Source organism: Rhodanobacter sp. C05 (assembly GCF_002001165.1).
Classification (GTDB): domain Bacteria; phylum Pseudomonadota; class Gammaproteobacteria; order Xanthomonadales; family Rhodanobacteraceae; genus Rhodanobacter.
In genome coordinates this window covers 80761-101772 of the sequence record NZ_MUNQ01000007.1, presented here as the reverse complement: position 1 = coordinate 101772, position 21012 = coordinate 80761, and the positions used below count along the sequence as shown (strand labels likewise).

The 21012-nt window shown below is 64.1% G+C and carries 14 protein-coding genes; 9 read left to right on the top strand and 5 right to left on the bottom strand.

The annotated features are described in order from the left end of the window. Positions 1-29: 29 nt before the first annotated feature. From typA to B0E51_RS04980, 3 genes are all read right to left on the bottom strand, one after another. Positions 30-1856, bottom strand: a complete 1827-nt coding sequence (typA, locus tag B0E51_RS04990; protein WP_077443758.1) for a translational GTPase TypA — start codon at positions 1854-1856, stop codon at positions 30-32. Between the two features lie 232 nt (positions 1857-2088). Next, positions 2089-2790, bottom strand: coding sequence for a lipase (locus tag B0E51_RS04985; RefSeq protein WP_077443756.1), 702 nt, complete (start codon positions 2788-2790; stop codon positions 2089-2091). Positions 2791-2939: 149 nt separating this feature from the next. Further along, the gene (locus B0E51_RS04980) at positions 2940-4337 is read right to left on the bottom strand and encodes a GntP family permease (RefSeq protein ID WP_077443755.1); all 1398 of its coding nucleotides are present in this window, start codon (positions 4335-4337) and stop codon (positions 2940-2942) included. Between the two features lie 202 nt (positions 4338-4539). Here B0E51_RS04980 and B0E51_RS04975 point away from each other — a divergent pair, with 202 nt between their 5' ends. From B0E51_RS04975 to B0E51_RS04965, 3 genes are all read left to right on the top strand, one after another. Further along, positions 4540-6771 carry a TonB-dependent receptor gene (locus B0E51_RS04975; RefSeq protein ID WP_077443754.1) on the top strand — a complete coding sequence of 744 codons (2232 nt, stop codon included), beginning with the start codon at positions 4540-4542 and terminating at the stop codon, positions 6769-6771. 98 nt (positions 6772-6869) lie between these two features. Next, positions 6870-7907 carry a PHB depolymerase family esterase gene (locus tag B0E51_RS04970; protein ID WP_077443753.1) on the top strand — a complete coding sequence of 346 codons (1038 nt, stop codon included), beginning with the start codon at positions 6870-6872 and terminating at the stop codon, positions 7905-7907. A gap of 456 nt (positions 7908-8363) precedes the next feature. After that, positions 8364-11735, top strand: a complete 3372-nt coding sequence (locus B0E51_RS04965; RefSeq protein WP_077443752.1) for a PAS domain-containing hybrid sensor histidine kinase/response regulator — start codon at positions 8364-8366, stop codon at positions 11733-11735. A 410-nt stretch (positions 11736-12145) separates the two neighbouring features. Here the strand turns inward: B0E51_RS04965 and B0E51_RS04960 are convergent, their stop codons facing one another. Then, positions 12146-12805, bottom strand: a complete 660-nt coding sequence (locus tag B0E51_RS04960; protein ID WP_077443948.1) for a response regulator transcription factor — start codon at positions 12803-12805, stop codon at positions 12146-12148. Positions 12806-13002: 197 nt separating this feature from the next. On the opposite strand from B0E51_RS04960, the gene B0E51_RS04955 reads away from it, so the two are divergent. The 3 genes from B0E51_RS04955 to B0E51_RS04945 all read left to right on the top strand — a co-directional run bounded on the left by B0E51_RS04955 (position 13003) and on the right by B0E51_RS04945 (position 15942). Continuing rightward, complete coding sequence (locus tag B0E51_RS04955; protein ID WP_254424414.1) at positions 13003-14751, top strand: D-(-)-3-hydroxybutyrate oligomer hydrolase; 1749 nt, start codon at positions 13003-13005, stop codon at positions 14749-14751. 115 nt (positions 14752-14866) lie between these two features. Continuing rightward, positions 14867-15376 carry a peptidylprolyl isomerase gene (locus B0E51_RS04950; RefSeq protein WP_077443750.1) on the top strand — a complete coding sequence of 170 codons (510 nt, stop codon included), beginning with the start codon at positions 14867-14869 and terminating at the stop codon, positions 15374-15376. 140 nt (positions 15377-15516) lie between these two features. After that, positions 15517-15942, top strand: a complete 426-nt coding sequence (locus B0E51_RS04945; protein ID WP_077443748.1) for a YidB family protein — start codon at positions 15517-15519, stop codon at positions 15940-15942. A 97-nt stretch (positions 15943-16039) separates the two neighbouring features. Here the strand turns inward: B0E51_RS04945 and B0E51_RS04940 are convergent, their stop codons facing one another. Then, positions 16040-16297, bottom strand: coding sequence for a GlsB/YeaQ/YmgE family stress response membrane protein (locus tag B0E51_RS04940; protein ID WP_077443747.1), 258 nt, complete (start codon positions 16295-16297; stop codon positions 16040-16042). A 247-nt stretch (positions 16298-16544) separates the two neighbouring features. On the opposite strand from B0E51_RS04940, the gene B0E51_RS04935 reads away from it, so the two are divergent. The 3 genes from B0E51_RS04935 to prpE all read left to right on the top strand — a co-directional run bounded on the left by B0E51_RS04935 (position 16545) and on the right by prpE (position 20967). Further along, complete coding sequence (locus B0E51_RS04935) at positions 16545-17744, top strand: aminotransferase class I/II-fold pyridoxal phosphate-dependent enzyme (protein ID WP_077443746.1); 1200 nt, start codon at positions 16545-16547, stop codon at positions 17742-17744. Between the two features lie 80 nt (positions 17745-17824). Continuing rightward, a complete protein-coding gene (locus B0E51_RS04930) occupies positions 17825-18808 on the top strand; it encodes a malate dehydrogenase (protein ID WP_077443745.1) in 984 nt (327 codons plus the stop codon). A gap of 263 nt (positions 18809-19071) precedes the next feature. Next, entirely contained in the window at positions 19072-20967 is a 1896-nt protein-coding gene (prpE, locus tag B0E51_RS04925; RefSeq protein WP_077443744.1) for a propionate--CoA ligase, read from the top strand. The last annotated feature ends 45 nt before the right edge of the window (positions 20968-21012 follow it).

Below are 21012 nucleotides of genomic sequence, written 5' to 3'. Positions count from 1 at the left end.
GCCTTCTGTCAATCACATGAGGCGATGACTCAACCGCGCGAGGCGCGCTTGCGATCGTTCTCGGTGAGGTTCTTCTTGCGCAGGCGGATTTCCTTTGGTGTGATCTCGACCAGCTCGTCGTCGTCGATGAAGTCCAGCGCCTGTTCCAGCGTGAACTTGATCGCCGGGGTCAGCTGGATCGCATCGTCCTTGCCCGAAGCACGCATGTTGGTCAGCGGCTTGGGCTTGATCACGTTGACGGTGAGGTCGTTGTCCTTGGCGTGGATGCCGACCAGCTGGCCCTCGTACACCGAGTCGCCCTCGGCCGCGAACAGCTTGCCGCGATCCTGCAGCGGTCCGAGCGAATAGGCCGGGGTGGTGCCACCAGCATTCGCGATCATCACGCCGTTGAGGCGCTTGGCGATCTGGCCGTCTTCCTTCGGACCGTAATGGTCGAACACGTGGAACAGCAGGCCCGAACCCTGGGTCAGGGTCTTGAACTGGTTCTGGAAGCCGATCAGGCCCCGCGCCGGGATCTCGTAATCCAGACGCACGCGTCCCTTGCCGTCGGACTCCATGTTCTTCAGCTGGCCCTTGCGCACGCCAAGCCTTTCCATCACGGCGCCCTGATGGATTTCCTCCACGTCGACCACCAGTTGCTCGATCGGCTCCATCTTCTGGCCGTCGATCTCCTTGATGATCACTTCCGCACGCGACACGGCCAGCTCGTAGCCTTCGCGACGCATGTTCTCGATCAGCACCGACAGATGCAGCTCGCCGCGGCCGGAAACCAGGAACTTGTCGGCGTCGGAACCTTCCTCGACCTTCAGTGCCACGTTGTGCACCTGTTCGCGATCCAGGCGCTCACGCAGCTGGCGGCTGGTCAGGAACTTGCCGCCGGAAAGATCCTTGTTGCCGGCGAACGGCGAGTTGTTGACCTGGAAGGTCATCGAGATGGTCGGCTCGTCCACGGTCAACGCGGGCAACGCCTCAGGCGTATCCAGCGCGCAGACGGTGTCGGAGATGGTCAGGTCGGCGATACCCGAGATCGCGACGATGTCGCCGGCCTCGGCGCTGTCCTGCTCGATCCGTTCCAGGCCGAGGAAGCCCAGCACCTGCATCACCTTGCCCTGGCGTTTCTTGCCTTCGCGATCGACGATCGCGACCGGCATGCCCTTCTTCAAGATGCCGCGCTGGATGCGGCCAATGCCGATCACGCCGACGAAGTTGTTGTAGTCCAGCTGGCTGATCCGCATCTGGAACGGGCCATCCGGATCGACGTCCGGCTTGCTCACGTGCTGCATGATCGCTTCGTACAGCGGGGTCATGTCGCCTTCGCGCACGTCATCGTTGAGACCGGCATAGCCGTTCAGCGCCGAGGCGTAGACGATCGGAAAGTCCATCTGCTCCGGTGTGGCGCCCAGACGATCGAACAGATCCCACACCTGTTCGACCACCCATTCCGGACGGGCGCCCGGACGATCGACCTTGTTGATCACCACGATCGGCTTGAAGCCCATCGCGAACGCCTTCTGCGTCACGAAGCGGGTCTGCGGCATCGGGCCGTCCATCGCGTCGACCAGGATCAGCACTGAATCGACCATCGACAGCACACGTTCCACTTCACCGCCGAAGTCCGCATGTCCCGGCGTGTCGACGATGTTGATGCGGTTGCCCTGCCAGGTAATGGCAGTGTTCTTGGCCAGGATGGTGATGCCGCGTTCCTTTTCCTGATCGTTCGAGTCCATCACGCGTTCGGCCAGCACGGTGCGCTCGTTGAGCGTGCCGGACTGCTTGAGCAGACAATCGACGAGGGTGGTCTTGCCGTGGTCGACATGGGCGACGATGGCAATATTGCGCAGTTTTTCGATGGACATGGGATCGACTCGGGTGGCGCATAGAGCCACCACGTGGGTTAACAGAAGGATTAACCCGAGGATTATACGTACTTATGTGACGACTTGCCTGTATCGCTGCAAACAGGTTCAGGCAGCTGCATCAAGCGGGCAGCCTGGAACGCAGCATCCGGGCCATGCAGACCCGTCGGCTGGGGCAGGAGTTGTGGCGTCAGCGGGCGCGGGCGTTGCCGTCACGCGCCCGCCGGCGGCGTTACTGCAGCAGGCTCACCTGATCGGCAGCAGTCAGGAACAACAGCTGATAGTGGCCATAGGGATAGTCGAAACTGGAGTTCTCACCCTGAATCGTCGAGGTGTGCACGCCGTCAACGATGCAGGTGCCCGTGGCACAGTTGATCTCGTCGGTCCACGATTTCATCGAATACATGCGCACGCCGAAGCGATGCCCGGCGATGCCCAGCAGGAACGGACTGTGCACGGACAACCCGTAGTAGCCGCAGGTGGCGTTGGCGACGTTGAACGGATACATGCCGCACGACCACAGCCCGTGCACTGCGCCTGCGATGCCAATGAACACGTCGACTTTGCCGGCCACGCCCAGCTTGTCGATTTCACGCATTGCCAAAGTGACCCCCATCGAGTGGCCGATCACGTCGATGTGCCCGCTGCAGGAGGTGGCGATGGCGCTGGTGATCGCGTTGGCCACCGGAGTCTCCTCGCTGCCGTTGTGGTCGTTGCAGGCAGCGCAGAAGGCGTTGCCCCAGGCCGGCGCGATGATCTGTGCATCGCTCCAGCCGCTCTGGCGCAGGAGGTTGTAGGTGTTCTGGAAATCGGTAGGGCTGCCGGTATTGCCGTGCACCATCACCACCGTGTCATGGCAGGTGGCATGCAGCGCCATGACCGGCATGAACAGCAACAGGGCCAGCAGCCCCAGAATGCAAGTTTTGATCGACATCGCTCGTATCTCCCTTTGCTTCGCGACGATTCCGTTTGCACGGAATCAGGAGAGCCGCGCGAAAAGTCGGGCAGCTCCGGATCGGGCTGGCGTCGTCAACTGGCGTTTCGCCGGTCGGGGGAGCGACGTCGTGGTACCGCTTCGGGCGGCTAGATCAGACCAGTCACGTAGTAAGTCGCGATCACCACCAGCACGGCCAGCGTCTTGACCACGGTGATTGCGAAAATGTCCTTGTAGGACTGCCGATGGGTCAGCCCGGTCACCGCCAGCAGGGTGATCACGGCGCCGTTGTGCGGCAGCGTGTCCATGCCGCCGGAGGCCATCGCGGCGACCCGGTGCATCACCTCCAGCGGAATGCCGGCCGCATGCGCATTGGCGATGAAGGTGTCCGCCATCGCCGCCAGCGCGATGCCCATGCCGCCGGAGGCCGAACCGGTGATGCCGGCCAGCGCGGTCACCGTGACCGCCTCGTTCACCAGCGGGTTCGGAATCGTGTGCAACGCATCGGCGACCAGCTTGAAACCGGGCAGGGCGGCGATCACCGCGCCGAAGCCGTATTCCGAGGCGGTATTCATCGAGGCCAGCAACGCGCCACCGACCGCTGCCTTGCTGCCGTCGGCGAACTGGCGGATCACCGGCCGCCACGCAAATGCGAGCACGCACAGGATGCCGACCAGCAACGCCCCTTCCACCGCCCAGATCGCGGCGATCTTGGCTACTTCCTGCACCACCGGTTTGACGTCGCCCACCACGCTGGGCAGGAACGACTGGGTTGTGCCGTAGACGCGCGGAATAAGTTCGGTGAACAGCTTGTTGCAGATACCGACCAGCACCAGCGGCAACAGCGCGACCAGCGGATGGGCGAGCTTGGCGTACTCGAACGGCGCCGGTTCGTTGACCAGGCTGTCGCCATAGCCTTCACCCGCGGCGGCAGCCTTGCGCCGACGCGATTCCAGGTACGCCAGACCCACGATCAGGATAAATACCGCGCCGATCGTGCCCAGCCACGGCGCCGCCCACGCGTTGGTACCGAAGAACGCGGTGGGGATGATGTTCTGGATCTGCGGCGTGCCCGGCAGCGAATCCATGGTGAAGGTGAATGCGCCCAGCGCGATGGTGCCGGGGATCAGCCGCTTCGGAATGTTGCTGGCGCGGAACAGCTCGGCCCCAAACGGATACACCGCGAACACCACCACGAACAGCGACACGCCGCCGTAGGTCAGCAGCGCACACACCAGCACGATCGACAGGATCGCGCGGCTGCGCCCGACCAGGCCGATGGTGGCGGCGACGATCGCCTTGGAGAAACCGGACAGTTCGATCAGCTTGCCGAACACCGCGCCGAGCATGAACACCGGGAAGTACAGCTTGAGGAAGCCGACCATCTTGTCCATGAACAGGCCGGTGAACATCGGCGCGACCAGTGCCGGCTCGGTCAGCAGTACTGCGCCGAGCGCGGCGATCGGTGCGAACAGGATCACGCTGTAGCCGCGGTAGGCCGCGAACATCAGGAAACACAGTGCGGCCAGCACGATCAGGAATGCCATCCTTGCGGATCCTCGGGAGACAAGGTCGGAATCGACGAGGGCCGAGTATCGGCGCGTACCGGCTGCGCGGGCACTGTACGAAGGTACAAGTGTCGTGCCGGCGCCGGCTGCCTACTCTTCGTCGCATCAGCATCCATCGTCGATGGCTGCGTCACTGCCTGCATCCATCAGCAATGGATGCGCCTAGCCGGAAGGGGAAGTCATGAAGCGCACGTATCTGAGTCTGGCGATTGGTCTGGCGACGACTGGGCTGCTGTTTGCCGCACCGCTGTATGCACAGCAAAGCAGCGACACCAGTACGCCGACCGAGCAGGGCAAGCCGGTCAACGCCAAGCAGCTCGGCCAGATCACGGTGACCGCGCGCAAGCGTGAAGAGACCCTGCAGGACGTGCCGATCGCGGTGAGCGCGTTCACCGCGGACTCGCTGTACAAGCAGAACGTGCAGAACCTCGCCGACCTGCAGGGCAAGGTGCCCTCGCTGCAGATCTACGCGGCGCGCGGTTCCAACACCACGCTTACCGCCTATATCCGCGGCGTCGGTCAGGCCGATCCGACCTGGGGTTTCGATCCGGCGGTCGGCATCTACCTCGATGACGTGTATATGGCGCGCCCGCAGGGCACCATGCTCGACGTGTTCGACGTCAGCCGCATCGAGGTGTTGCGTGGCCCGCAGGGCAGCCTGTACGGCAAGAACACCATCGGTGGCGCGATCAAGTACGTGTCCGCGCCGCTGCCGACCAAGACCGAAGGCTCGGTGGAGACGACCATCGGCACGCATGGCGAGAAAGACGTCAAGGCCAGCGTGGGCGGCGCCAGTGCCGACGGCGTGTGGCGTGGACGCATTGCCTATGCCAGCGAGCACAACGACGGCTTCGGTACCGACTTGCTCGGCGGCAGCCGCAACGGCAACAAGAACACCAATGCCGCACGCGCCACGCTCGGCTTCTTCCCGTCGAGCACCTTCAATGCCCAGTTGTCGGTGGACGGCGTGCGCGACAATTCCAATCCGCGCGGCGCGAAGATGCTGATCGGCAATATGTTCGATCCGACCTATGCGCCGCTCTCCAGCGATTACGACACGCGCAGCGGCATGCCGCAGGTCAACCACACCAAGCTCTACGGCACTGCGCTCACGATGAACTGGATCGCCAGCCAGGACTGGACCCTGAAATCGGTTACCGCGGTGCGCGGCTCGTCGACCGACACCAACATCGACTTCGACACGTTGCCGGAGAAGATCGCAGACGTGAGCGCGATCTACAAGGATCACCAGTTCAGCGAAGAACTGCAGGCCAATTACGACTCCGGCAGCAGCGTGCATGGTGTGACCGGCCTGTACTACTTCAACGGTTCGGCCAGCGGCGAGATCGACAATATCTTCCTCGGTTCGCCGCCTTACTCCACGCTGGGCTATTCGCAGTACGGCAGCACGGGTGGGCGCATCAGCACGCGCAGCCTCGCTGCCTATGGCGATTTCACCTGGGACATCAGCCCGAGCCTGAGCCTCGACGTGGGTGCACGCCTCACCCGCGAGACCAAGGGTGCGCTGATCCAGAACTACGGTTACGCCAACGAAAGCTTCACCACGCCGATCGCCGTGCTGGCCGATTTCTCCGGTTCGCACACCTCGAACAATGCCTCGCCAAAGGTCTCGCTGGACTGGAGCCTCAACGACAACGTCAAGCTCTACGGCAGTTACAGCACCGGCTTCCATTCGGGCGGCTACAACATCCGTGCGAACTGCGCGGCGATTCCCACCTCGTGCCGACCGATCGAGGACGAGAAGGTGCAGTCGTTCGAGCTGGGCAGCAAGATGACCTTCCTCGACGACGCGTTGATGATGAACACGGCGCTGTTCCACAATATCTATTCGAACATCCAGCTGTCGGTGTTCACCTCCTACACCTTGCCGAATGGCAGCCAGGGCTTCTTCGGCGACTTCACCAATGCCGGCAAGGGCCATATCGATGGCCTGGAAGAGGAGTTCGCCTGGAAGCCGGTGGAAAACTGGACGCTCAGCGGCAACTTCGCCTGGATGCACACCAAGTACACCCAGTTCCTCAGCAGCGGCGTCAACATTGCTGACACGCAGAAATTCACCAACGCACCGAAGTTCTCCGGCGCCCTGTCACTGGATAGAACACAGCCACTGCCCAACGGTGGCAGCCTTACTGCGCGCATCAACTACACCTACCAGAGCATGGTGTATCCGGAGACCACCCTCTCGCCGCTGATCGCGCAGCCGGCCTACGGCCTGTGGAACGCCGGCCTGATCTGGCAGATCAACACGCCGTGGACGCTGAGCCTGCAGGGCACCAATCTCGCCAACAAGTCGTATCGCACCACTGGCTACAACATTGCCGCGCTGGGCATCGTCACCGGTTACTACGGCGCACCGCGCATGGTGACTCTCAGCGCGCGTTATACGTTCTGATCCGTCGAGCCTGATGTAGGAGAGTTCATGCCGTGGAGGCATCGCATGAACCCGCTGCATACTCGGCGAGTGCCGTTGTCGAACCATGGAGATCGTCGATGTCATTGAAAGCCTGGATCCGCTCGTTCGGTCTGTCGCTGCTGCTGGCCAGCGGCAGCGCCTGTGCAGCCCAGCCGGCAGGTTCCCTGCCGAAGCTGAAGCTCGATCCGTCGCGGGTCGCCGTGGCCGGGCTTTCGTCCGGAGCCTATATGGCGACGCAGGCGCAGCTGGCGTATCCGGAGCTGTTCCCGAACGCGGCCCTGGTTGCCGGCGGTCCTTTCGGTTGCGCCGGCGGCAAGCTCGAGGCTGCGCTGGGCAGTTGCATGAAGGGTGTACCGGCGCCGGATGTCGGCGCACTGGTGGCGAGTGCCACCAAACGTGCCGCCGCTGGCGAGATCGGTCCGTTGAAGGATCTCGCGCATGCCCATGTCTATCTGTTGCACGGCAGCGCCGACGCAGTGGTGGCGCCGGCGGTGGCGGAGGCGGGTGCGCATTTCTACGAGAAATTGCGCGACAACACGCCCGGCCTGAGCGGCATGCAGGTGCATGACGACGGCCAGCGCGCGTTCGCGCACAACCTGCCGGTGGTGGCGAGCGGCGATGACTGCGACAAATCGGTCGCGCCGTATCTCGGTCATTGCGGCTTCGATGCTGCCGGTGAAATCTTCGCGCAGATGTTCGGCAAGCCGGCCCACGCGGCCGCGCAGGCACGTGGTGAATTGCGCATGTTCGACCAGGATGCACTGCGCCCTGATGGAGCCGATGCGTTGCTGGCGAAGACCGGTTACGTCTACCTGCCACCGGACTGCCTCGCCGGCAAGCCGTGCGGCCTGGTGGTCGCGTTCCACGGTTGCAAGCAGAACGCCGACGCAGTGGGCGAGGCGTTCGTGAAAGACGCCGGCTTCAACCGCTGGGCCGATGTCTACGATGTGGCCGTGCTATATCCTCAGACCCGCGCAAGTTTCGCGCCCTTGAATCCGCAAGCATGCTGGGACTGGTGGGGATATTCCGGAGCCGACTACGACAGCCGCCAGGGCGTGCAGCTGCGCTGGCTGGTGAACGCGGTGCGGGCGCTGGGGTTGCCAGCGGGGCATTGATGTTGGCTCTTCGCTTTTACTCCCTCTCCCCGACAACGTCGGGAGAGAGGGTTGGGGTGAGGGGGCGCTCTTGGTCTTGAGGGTTGCTCGGTACTGCGAATGCGTGAAGAGCTTTCGTCCTCCTGCGGAGGGCGAGTTACTTCTCTTTTGCTTGTCCAAAAGAGAAGTAACCAAGAGAAAACGACACCCCGCTTGGCGCTTGCCGGGCATTCATGCCCGGCAAGTCCGTGAGCCGGGGCCGGGCTTTTCGATCGGACTCCTGTCCGAGCGAAAAGGAGTCGACATCCCTGTCGACTCCCGCTGCGCGGCCTGTCGACCCCGACTCACCGCCGCACAGGGGCCCCGGGTAGGGCAGCGGGCCATCCTGGCCCGCACTCGGTGGAAAGCCGAAAAGCTGAAAAGCCGTGGCAATAACGGAGCATCGCGACTGAAGTCGCTCCCACAGGTGCGGATGCCATGTTGAGCGCAGGCGTCATCGCGTTTGCCGCATTGTGTTGGCTAGGCCTGCTGTTCGGCGTGGCCCTGCTCGGCGAACGTCGCCCGCAGCTGTTCGAGAAGCGCTGGGCGATCGTCTACGCTCTGTCGCTTGCGATCCACTGCACCTCGTGGACGTTCTACGGCACCGTGACCCAGGCCAGCCGCTCCGGCTGGTGGCTGCCGCCGACGTTTGTCGGGGCGATCCTGATGTACCTGTTCGCGCTGAAATTCCTGCGCCGCATGGTGCAACTGGTACGCGAATACAATGCCGGTTCGCTGGCCGATCTGATCGCGGTGCGGCTGGGGCGGCATTCGGGGCTGGCGGCGCTGGTCACCGTGGTTGTGCTGATCGGCATCGTGCCGTACATCGCGCTGCAGCTGAAGGCGGTGGCGATGAGTTACGGCATCCTCAGCCACGGCCAACTGGCCGAGTCGGAGCCGTGGCAGGACAGTGCGCTGTATGTGGCGTTGCTGATGGCGCTGTTCGCGATGCTGTTCGGTACGCGGCGTGCCTCGACCATGGCGCACAACCGCGGGCTGGTGCTGGCGATGGCGTTCGAGTCGCTGTTCAAGCTCGGCGCGATGCTGGCGCTTGGTACGCTGCTGTTCGCCGCGCTGCCGGCCGGCTTGCCGGTCAACCTGCCGCCACCGCCGGACAGCAGCGGTTTCCCGGCGCTGATCCTGCTCGGTGCGCTGGCGATGTTCACCATGCCGCACCAGTTCTATGCGGGCATCGTGGAGTGCCGTAACGACGGGCATCTGCGCAGCGCGCGCTGGCTGTTCCCGTTGTACCTGCTGCTGATCTCGCTGCCGATCCTGCCGCTGGCGCGGATGGGCGATGCGCTGCTGGGACCGAGCGGGGTGTCGTCGGACATGTACGTGCTGGCGTTGCCGATGGCGCGAGGCGAACACGGCTTGGCGCTGATCGCCTTCCTCGGTGGCCTCAGTGCCGCAACCAGCATGGTGGTGATCGCCACGCTCACCTTGAGCCTGATGGTGGTCAATCACTTCATTGCGCCGCTGCGGGTGAAGGCCGGCTGGGGTCGCGACGAACATGGCGACCTGCGTGGCGAACTGCTGAACCACCGGCGCGTGGCGATCCTGGTGGTGATCCTGCTGGCGTGGGCATACAGCCGCGTGCTGGCACGCAACGAGGCGCTGGCCGATATCGGTGCGATCTCGTTCTCCGCGCTGGCCGGGTTGACTCCGGCGTTGCTGGCGGCGGTGTACCGCCCGCAGCTGGGTTCGCGTGCGGTGATGGCCGGACTGGCGGCCGGCACGCTGGTGTGGGTGTATGCGGTGTTGCCTTCGCTGCTGCCGTCCGCCTTGCCCTGGCTGCATGTGGGCCCGTTCGGTCTGCGCTGGCTGGCGCCGGATGACCTGCTCGGACTCGGCGACTGGAACCGGTTGGGCCGTGCGGTGGTGGTGAGCCTGGCGGCGAATGCTGCAGTGATGCTGGCCGTAGCCGGCTCGCGTTATGGCAGGGCCACGCATGCAGTCAGCGTGGGCCATGTCGGTGTAGCTGAATTGCGTGCGCTGGCGGCACGCTTCCTGCCGTCCGAGCGGGTCGAGCACTTGTTCATCAACGCGCCTGTCGCCGGTTCCGCTGGCAGTGCGCGCGTGGCCGAGGTCGAACACGAACTGGCCGCGGTGATCGGCGCTGCCTCGGCACGATTGCTGCTGGAAGTGGTGCATCGGCAGGGCCGCGACGATCTGGATACCGTCGTCGCCATCGTCGGCGAGGCGGCGCAGGACTTGCGCTTCAACCAGCGCGTGCTGGAGGCCGCGCTGGAGAACATGAGCCAGGGCATCTGCGTAGTCGATGCCGAGCTGCAGCTGGTCGCTTGGAACAGTCCGTATGCGCGCCTGTTCAACTATCCGCCCGAACTGCTGCAGGTTGGCCGGTCGGTGGCCGAACTGACGCGCTACAACATTGACGCCGGCATGCTCGGTCCCGGCGAAGTCGAGCGACGCGTGCAGCAGCGACTTACCCACATGCGCGCGGGCACCCGGCACCTGTCCGAGCGGCGCTTTCCCGACGGCACCATCGTCGAGATCCGCGGTAACCCGATGCCCGGCGGCGGCTTCGTCGCCACATTCACCGACGTCACCGCATTCCGTCAGGCCGAAGGCTCACTCAAGCGTGTCAACGAAACGCTGGAACTGCGGGTGGAAGAACGCACCCGCGCGCTGGCTGCGGCCTCGGCGGAAGCACAGGGCGCGAACGAGGCGAAGAGCCGCTTCCTCACCGCAGTGACCCACGACCTGATGCAACCGCTGCACGCGGCGCAGCTGTTTGCCCACTCGCTCACCGAACGCGGCGCCGATGCCACGACAGCGCATCATCTCAATGGCGCACTGGCCGCTACCGAAGGCTTGCTCGCTGGTCTGCTCGACATCGCACGGCTGGAAGGTGGCCGCCTGCATCCGCAACCGCGTGCATTTCCACTGGCCGAAGTGCTCGATCCCCTGGCCGCGGAATTTCGCGCCATCGCGCTCGACCGCGGCGTGCGGTTCGACGTAGTCGGCACGCGTGCATGGGTGCAATCCGATCCACAATTGCTGCGCCGCGTGCTGCAGAATTTCCTGTCGAACGCGTTGCGTTATGCCGAGCGCGGGCGTGTGTTGCTCGGTGTGCGCCGACGTGGCGATCAGTTGCGCGTGGAAGTGTGGGATACCGGTCCTGGCATCGCGCCGGGTGAGCAGCAATTGATCTTCCAGGAGTTTCGTCGCGGCAGCGCCGCAGGCGGGCAGGGGCTCGGGCTGGGCTTGTCCATCGCGCAACGCATGGCTGGATTGCTCGGCCATCCGCTCGGTTTACGCTCGTGGCCCGGCCGCGGCAGCGTGTTTGACCTCAGCATGCCGATGGCACGTGCCGCGATACCACTGCCACCCATCGCCGATGCACAGCAATCACTGACCGCTGGTCGTGCGCTGGTGCTGGACAACGAGCCAGCCGCACTCGCCGCGCTCAGCAGTCTGTTGACCAGCTGGGGCTGGCACGTACATGCCGCGCGCAATGCCGAACAGGCGCTGGCGGCGCCGTGGCGGCCGGATCTGCATATCCTCGATTTCCACCTCGACGGCGGCGACACCGGTTTCGATGTGTGGCATCAGCTACGCGAACTGCATGCCGATGTACCGACCGTGATGCTCACGGCGGATCGCGATGGTGAGCTGCGCCAGCGGTTGCTCGATGCAGGGGTGGGCGTGTTGTACAAGCCTTTGAAGCCGTTGGCGTTGCGGCAGTTGTTGCAACGAGTGGTAGCGGGAGCGGTCGAAAGCAGTTGTTACCAGCGTGCCGAACCGAGTCCATGGCCGCAACATTCGCCTAGTGATAAGGCCTGTTGATCGCCCGCTGGATCCATGATGCGAGGACTAGCAAAAGGCAGAGTCCCAGTAACCAGAATGGAAGCCGAGTCACGCAAAAATTCAATGCCTGAAAGCTTCTGCTACCCGCATACCACTCGATCTCAGGGTGAGCGCGTACGTAAGCGACATTGGATGCTATGAAAATCCATGCGTGAGCCACCATAGCCGTGAACCACAAGAACGTTATGGCCAAATGAGGGTGTGGTCGCAGCCATGCCCGTATGCGTCTAGTCATTGGCATGTCGGTCTCTAGGATCAGCGGATGGGTCTTTCATTTGACATGCGGGGCGTGGCAGATCCAGTCCGCCATCGGACAAAAGTCCGTCCGATCTGGGTCGAAAGCGGTTTTGCGAACCACTTCGGTATCCGTCATAAGGCAAAAGCTTCTCTCACATCACCCGCGCTGGTTCCCCCAGATCCAGCGACCGCAACAACATCCCCGCCTGCGTCCGATTCCTCACCCTGAGCTTCTCAAAGATCGCCGTCACATGTGCCTTCACCGTGCGCTCCTGGATCGCCAGCCGGTCGGCGATCTGCTTGTTGAGCAAGCCTTCGGCGAGCAGGGTGAGTACACGAGATTGCTGTTCAGTGAGGCGGGCGAGGCGGCTGGCGAGATCGGTGTCGGCCGGATCGGCGGGTAAGGCCGCGACGGCGGCGGCAAGACCTGGCGGCAACCAATTGCCGCAGTCGAGCACGTGGCGGATCGCTTCGCCGATCTCGGCGGGGCTGGCGCTCTTGGGGATGAAGCCGGCGGCGCCGTGATCGAGCACGCGGCGCACGATGCGCGGTTCGTCGTGGGCGGAGACCACCAGCACGGCCACGCCGGGATGCTGGCCGCGCAGCGTGGCGAGACCGGACAGGCCATGACTGCCGGGCATGTGCAGGTCGAGCAGGACCAGGTCGGTGTCTGGTTCGGTAGCCAGCGCGGCGAGTACGCCGGACAGGTCGGCGGCTTCGCGCACGCGGCAGTCGGGCAGGCTTTCGCTGGCCGCCAGGCGCAGCGCGGCGCGGAATAGCGGGTGGTCGTCGGCGATCAGCAGGCTTGTCATGCCGTCGACGTTAGCGGGCCGCAGCACGGTCGTCGAGGTCCGGAGGTCATTGGTGCGATGCTGGACTTTCGTACGATGGCGGGTGCGTGCATGCTTGATATGGTGGCGGGATGAAAAAATCCGCCTGCGTGTCCTCCCTGTTGCTCATGCTCACGCTGTCGGCCTGCGCCGGTGGCCCTGTGCCGAAGGAATCCGCAATGCGTGATGTTGACTACGGCGAAGTACGGGTTACCGATCATCGTGGCCAGGATGATCTGTTGAGTGCGGGGCTGGGGTTGGCTGGCCTGGCCAGCACACCACGGCCGTTTGCCGACCCGTTGAACCCCACCACAGAGGAACTGCGCCAGCGGGCGATCCAGACCAGCTGGAAGGGCATTGCCGACCTCGGTCCGCTGGGCGGTTACGGCACGGTGTACGGCGGCGTGCCGGAAGTGCCAGGTCGTGAATATCAGGCGTTTGCGCGCATCCCCGGCGCCAACGCACCCCATCGCGTGCTGCTGCAGGTACCCGATCACTTCGATCGGCAGAAGCGCTGTCTGGTGGTGACTGCCTCGTCGGGTTCGCGCGGTATCTACGGTGCGATCGCGCTGGCCGGTGCCTGGGGCCTGCCGCATGGTTGTGCGGTGGCCTACACCGACAAGGGCACGGGCGCGGGCTATTTCGATTACGCCGACAACAGCGGCGTAGGGCTGGACGGTCGTCGTGCCAAGCGTGGCGAGACCGAGCTGGAGTTCCAGCCATCGCCCGCGCCGTCGACGGCCGGCATCGCGGTGAAGCAGATGAACTCCGGCGACAATCCGGAAGCCGACTGGGGCCAGCATGTGATCCAGGCGGCTCAGTTCGGCTTGGCCATGCTCGATCGTGCGTTTCCCGCCGAAGCGCCATTCACGCCGCAGAACACCAGGATCATCGCCACCGGCCTGTCCAATGGTGGCGGTGCGGTGCTGCAGGCAGCCGGTCTCGACAAGGATCACTTTTTTGCCGGCGTGGTGGCGCTGGAGCCGAACGTGCACGTGCAGGGCCACGGCCGCGCGATGTACGACTACGCCACCGAGGCGGCGATCTGGCTGCCGTGCGCGCTCAGCGCCGAGCATTTCGCCAGCGTGCCGCTGGCGCGTGGCCCGAGGGGTGTGCCGCTACCGGCATGGCCGGTGCGCTGTGCCAGCCTGCGCGCGCAGGGCAAGCTGAGCGGCAACACCGTAACCGAACAGGCGGAACAGGCCCGGCAGTATCTGCATGCCCGTGGCTGGACCGACGAGGCGATGAGCACGGCAGCCAGCACCACCGCATTCGACCTGTGGCGGGTGATTGCCGCGGGCTATGCCTCGTCCTATCTTCGCCGTGGCGCCACTGACATGCCGTGCGGTTTTCATTACGCGCCAGTCGATGCCAAGGGTTTGCCGGGCACGGCCGATCCTGCCGCGCGAGCAGCATGGTGGGCAGATGCCTCCGGCATTCCGCCCGGCAACGGCATCGGGCTGCTTGGCGGCACCAGCGTCTCGACCGATCCCACCTTGATCGGCAGCGAGTGCCTGCGCGCGCTGTGGACCGGCGACGATCACGAGTCGCAGGCGTTGCGTGCCTCGGTTGCCGCCACCGCAGTCCGGTTGCCACGCAATGACCTGCCGCTGTGGGTGGTGCACGGTGCCAGCGATGGCCTGTTGCCGACGGTCTTCAGCTCCGAACCGTATGTGGCGTGGCTGCGCGACGAAGGGCGCCAACCGATCTACTGGAAGGTGCCGCACGCACAACACTTCGATGCCTTCCTGGCGCTGCCCGGTTTTGGTGACGGGCATGTGCCGCTGTTGCCGTATGGCTATGCGGCGCTGGACCGGCTGTGGGCGCATCTTTATCAGGGAACCGCGTGGCCGGCCGAGGTGCCGACTCCAGCGGCTCAGCCACGAGGCGCCGGTGTCCTGGTGTCCGGCATGCTGGACTTGCCGTAGCGTTGGCGTCGCAAGAAAGGGTCGGTCTGACTTGCAGGCTGCTGCTGGGTTATTCTCTGCAACCCGCGTGCTCCAGGTCGGTGCACGATGCAGTTCTCGAACTCAAGGATTTGCGATGACCATCAATGTCACCTTCACCACCAACCGCGGCCCGATCCACCTGCGTCTGCATGAGGACAAGGCACCGGTCACGGTCGCCAATTTCGTCAATCTGGCCAAGCGCGGCTACTACGACGGGCTGTCGTTCCATCGCGTGATCGCCGACTTCATGATCCAGGGCGGTTGCCCCGAGGGCAGCGGTCGCGGCGGCCCGGGTTACAAGTTCGAGGACGAGTTCAACGCCTCGTTGCGTCACGACAGGCCGGGCGTGCTGTCGATGGCCAACGCCGGCCCGCGCACGAACGGCAGCCAGTTCTTCATCACCCATGGCGCCACGCCGTGGCTGGATGGCAAGCACAGCGTGTTCGGCGAAGTGGTCGATGCGGCTGATATGGCTGTGGTCAACACGATCCAGCAGGGCGACGTGATCGAGAAGGTCACCGTCGAAGGCGACGTCGATGCGCTGTTGACCGCGCAGTCCGATCGCGTCAAGGAATGGAACGCGGTGCTCGACCAGCGCGGTTGAGTTTCCGTTGGCCGATTTGCAGAAAACCGCCGGTCTTCAGCCGGCGGTTTCTTTTTGCGGGCCAACGTCATGACAAATGCCGATTTGCGTGCCTATGATCGGCAGGCTTCACGCCCATTCACTAACGAAGGAGAACGACCATGTCATTCCTCGATGGTTTGCTCGGAGGACAGGGGCAGCAGGCAGGTGCGGGTTCGCTGATTGGCGTGGCTGGCCAGTTGATCCAGCAGGCCGGCGGTGTGCAGGGCCTGACCAACATGCTGCAGCAGCATGGGCTGGGTGACGCGGTGCAGTCGTGGGTCGGCAGTGGCGCGAACCAGGCGGTGTCGGGCGATCAGCTCGGCCAGGCACTGCAGAATGGCGGTCTCGGCTCGTTGGTGCAGGAAGCTGCCGGCAAGCTGGGCGTCGACCCGAACCAGCTGCTTGGCCAGCTCTCGCAGGTGCTCCCACATGCGGTCGATCATCTGACGCCGGACGGCCAGGTGCCGGCGGCTGGGCAGGGCGGCGGTTTCGATCTGGGTGCTCTGGAAGGGCTGGCCGGCAAGCTGTTCGGCCAGACTGCCTGAGACCGGTTTCAGTAACGGACATGAAAAAGGCGGCGGGGAGCAATCCCCGCCGCCTTTTCGTTTCAGACGCTACCGCGTTTGAATGGCCACGGTTGGCTTACATATGGAACACGAAGCGGAGAACCACCAGCAGGATCAGTGCGCCGACGATCGACATCAAGATGCCAGCCGGATGGAACATGGAACCCGGTTCGGGCTTTTTGATCAGGTTGCCGATTGCGCCGCCGATAAGCGAGCCGACGATACCGACGCCAGCAGTCATCCAGAAACCCATGTGGTCGGCGCCGGGCATGATGGCCCGGGCGATCAGACCGACGATAAAGCCAACGATGATGGACCAGATCAGATGCAGCATATCCGTGTGTCCTCCGCGAGAGTTGGTTGGATCTCCCTGAACTTGGCTGGGTCGGCATCCTGTCGGCCCTTGCCCTCCCGCCCACGGCCAAACCGTCGTGGAGGTGGCGTTCGCATCATGCATGGACTGCAGTAGGAATGCATCAGTGACTGGTGCGAAAACTCTTGCGATTTTTGCCGGATGCCGCATCGCCGCATGCTAAAATTCACGGGTTTGCTGACCTCATCCCCCTGACGTCGAGGAACCCATGCCCCAGCTTGCCCAGCGTGTCGGTCGCGCCAAACCCAGCGCAATCATGGTGATAGCCGAGAAGGCGAAACAGCTCAAGACTGCCGGTCGCGACATCATCAGCTTCTCGATCGGCGTACCGAATTTCCTGCCCGGCGAACACGTGTATGCCGCGGCGCGCGAGGCGCTGTCGCACGACTCCGGCCAGTACGGCAGCAACCGCGGTGCGGAGCCGCTGCTGGATGCGTTCCTGAAGCACATCGAGGCGCTGGGTTTCAGCGGCTACGGCCGCATGAACCTCTCGATCGGCATCGGTGCCAAGCAGGTGCTGTACAACCTGGCCGAGGCGCTGCTCAACGAGGGCGACGAGATCTGTTTTGCCGCGCCGTACTGGACCACCTATCACGACATCGCCGATATCGTGGGCGCCAGGACCAACGTCTTGCATTGCGGTGCCGCGCAGAACTACAAGCTCACACCAGCCCAGCTCGATGCAGCGCTGGCGCGCAAGCCGAAGGTGTTCCTGTTCAACAATCCGTCGAACCCCACCGGCATGGTCTATACGCGCGACGAGATCGCTGCGCTGGCCGAGGTGCTGGTGAAGCATCCGGATACCTGGATCGTCACCGACGACATCTACAACTCGATGGTGTTCGACGGTATCGGCTATCACAATTTCGTGTTCGCCAGGCCCGAGCTGCGCGAGCGGCTGGTCTTCGTCGACTCGGTTTCAAAGACATACGGCATGCCGGGTTGGCGTGTCGGCTTGATTGCCGGACCGGAGTCGGTGGCCAGGGCGGTCACCACGCTCAATTCGAACCACATCACCAGCATTCCGGAAGTGATCACGGCAGCGGCGGTGGCAGCGTTCTCCGGCCCGCAGGACATCCCGCAGGCGAAGTGCGCGGAGTTCGCCGGCAAGCGCGACATCGTGGCCGCTGCGCTCGGTGCGATTCCCGGTGTGGTCTGCCCGCGGCCGCAGGGTGCGTTCTACGCGTTCCCGGATATCTCCAGCGCATTCGGCAAGAGCCACAACGGCGTGAAGATCAACAGCGATGTGGAGTTCTGCGCCGCGCTGCTGGAAGCCAAGGGCGTCGCCTGCGTGCCGGGCTCGGCATTCGGTGAGCCGCGCGCCATGCGCATTTCCTATACCTGTCCCACGGCACAGTTGGCGCCTGGCCTCTCGCGTATCGCCGAGTTCTTCGCCGAGCTGAGCTGAGCGATTGTTCCGGCCCGCATCGCAGGATGCGGGCCTTGTCTTCAGCACCTCAAGTTTATGCACCCCAAGGAGTTGCCACGATGAAAGCCCCCGTTCGAGTTGCCGTTACCGGTGCCGCTGGCCAGATCGGTTACGCGCTGCTGTTCCGCATCGCCGCTGGCGACATGCTGGGTCCCGATCAGCCGGTGATCCTGCATCTGCTGGAAATCACCCCGGCGCTGCCCGCGCTGCAGGGCGTGGTGATGGAGCTCAACGATTGCGCGTTCCCGACACTTGCCGGTGTGGTGGCTACCGACGACCTCAGCGTCGCGTTCAAGGACGTCGACTACGCACTGCTGGTTGGTGCGCGTCCGCGCGGCCCGGGCATGGAGCGCAAGGATCTGCTGGAAGCCAACGGCGCCATCTTCGGCCCGCAGGGCAAGGCACTGAACGATCACGCCAAGCGTGACGTGCGCGTGCTGGTAGTCGGCAACCCGGCCAACACCAACTCGCTGATCGCGCAGCAGAATGCACCGGACCTCGATCCGAAGTGCTTCACCGCGATGGTCCGCCTCGACCATAACCGCGCGCTGAGCCAGCTCGCCGAGAAAACCGGCAAGCACAACACCGACATCAAGAAGATGACGATCTGGGGCAACCACAGCTCCACCCAGTATCCGGACCTGCACCACGCTACCGTGGACGGCAAGGCCGCGCTGTCGCTGGTCGATCAGGCCTGGTACGAGAGCGATTTCATTCCGACCGTGCAGCAGCGCGGCGCGGCGATCATCAAGGCGCGTGGTGCTTCGTCCGCTGCCTCGGCCGCTTCGGCTGCCGTCGATCACATGCGCTCGTGGGCGCTGGGTACGGCCGAGGGCGACTGGGTCTCGATGGGCATCCCGTCCGACGGTTCGTATGGCATCGCGCCGGGCGTGATCTACGGTTACCCGGTGACGGTGAAGAATGGCAAGTACGAGATCGTGCAGGGCCTGGCGATCAACGACTTCTCGCGCGCCCGCATGGACGCCACCGACAAGGAACTGCGCGAAGAGCGCGCCGGCGTCGAGCATCTGTTCGCCAAGTAAGCTCTTCCAGATTGCCGAGGCTATGCTCCTTCCCTTGCACGCCCCAAAGAAGGGACTCCCTTCGGTCGCAGGGGAGGGAGCTTTTGATCTAGTCGCAAGCTCGGACAACCCCCTCCCATCCTCCCCCTGCCAGCAGGGGGAGGAGTTATCGCGCGGGCCGGCTTGCCGGCCTGTTGTCGTTTCCACAAGGACGAAAGTCGAGCGCCTTGCTGCACTGCGTCTGTTCTAGTCTTGAAGAGTTGACGGTAAGTAAGGATGCGGCCATGCGCTACGAGGATTTCTACCGACAATCCATCGAGCAGCCGGAGCGGTTCTGGGCCGAGCAGGCGCGGCTGATCCATTGGGAGACGCCGCCGCAGCAGATCCTCGATCAGTCACGGCCGCCGTTCCGCCGCTGGTTCGTCGGCGGTACCACCAACCTCTGCTACAACGCGGTGGATCGCCATCTCGCCGAACGCGGCGAGCAGCTGGCGCTGGTGGCGATATCCAGTGAGACCAAGATCATTCGCGCAGTGAGCTATCGCGTGCTGTATCGCGAGGTGAATCGTTTTGCCGCCGTGCTGATCGCACTGGGTGTAGGCAAGGGCGATCGCGTCGTCATCTACATGCCGAACATGGCCGAGGCGGTCTACGCGATGCTGGCCTGCGCGCGTATCGGTGCGATCCACTCGGTGGTATTCGGTGGCTTTGCCGCGCACAACCTCGCGTTGCGCATCGATGATGCCGAACCGAAGCTGCTGGTCTGTGCCGATGCCGGCATGCGCGGCGGCAAGGTGATTCCGTACAAGCCGCTGGTGGATGCGGCGTTGGCCGAAACCAGGTCGCCACCACCGCATGTGCTGATCGTCGATCGCGGACTCGATCCGCAGATGACACGCATCGAAGGACGCGACCTCGATTACGCGCGACTGCGCGCCGTGCACATGAATGCCGAAGTGCCGGTGACGTGGCTGGAATCGAACGAGCCGAGCTACCTGCTGTACACCTCCGGCACCACCGGCAAGCCGAAGGGCATCCAGCGTGACGTGGGTGGCTACGCGGTGGCGCTGGCGTTGTCGATACGCACGATCTTCGACATTGCGCCGGGCCAGGTGATGTTCTCCACCTCGGACGTGGGCTGGGCGGTGGGGCATTCCTACAACGTCTACGGCCCGCTGATCGGCGGTGCCACGTCGCTGCTGTATGAGGGGCTGCCGACACGCCCCGACCCCGGCATCTGGTGGCAGTTGTGCGAAAAGTACGGTGTGCACACGATGTTCTCTTCGCCCACCGGCATCCGCGTGCTGAAGAAGCAGGATCCGGCGTGGTTGAAGAAATACGACCTGTCGAAACTGAAGTGGTTGTTCCTTGCCGGCGAACCGCTGGACGAACCCACCGCACACTGGATCACAGAAGGCCTCGGCGTGCCGGTGATCGACAACTACTGGCAGACCGAGACCGGTTGGCCCGCGCTCACCCTGATGCCGGGACTTGACCTGAAGCCGGTGAAGTTCGGCTCGCCGGGACTGCCGGCGCCGGGTTACCGGATGAAGGTGATCGACGAAAACACCGGTGCCGAAGTCGCGCCGCAGCAGAAGGGCGTGCTGGTGTTCGAACCGCCGTTGCCGCCCGGCTGCCTCACGACGGTATGGCGCAATGACGAACGCTATGTCGCCAGTTACTTCAGCCACTTCAAGGAACTGCTGTACAGCTCGCTGGACTGGGCGATCCGTGACGAGGACGGTTACACCTGGATCCTCGGCCGCACCGACGATGTCATCAATGTCGCCGGTCATCGGCTGGGTACGCGCGAAATCGAGGAGTCCGTGGCCAGCCATCCGGATGTGGCCGAAGCCGCGGTGATCGGTGTTTACGACGAGCTGAAAGGCCAGGTGCCTGTGGTGTTCGCCACGCTCAAGCAGGAGGCGGGTACCGCCACCGCGGCGATCGCGCTGGCGATGCAGCAGCGGGTGATCGACCGGCTCGGTGGCGTGGCGAAACCCGCGCGCGTCTACGTCGTCAATGCACTGCCGAAGACCCGCTCCGGCAAGCTGCTGCGCCGATCGTTGCAGGCATTGGCCGAGCACCGTGACCCGGGCGATCTGTCCACGCTGGATGATCCGAATGCGCTGGACGAGGTGCGGCGTGCGCTGGAGCGTGGGCCGGAGCAGGGCGACTAGAACCGGCGGATCCTGGCTGCAGGAGCGATCGCAGGGGCAGTGCGC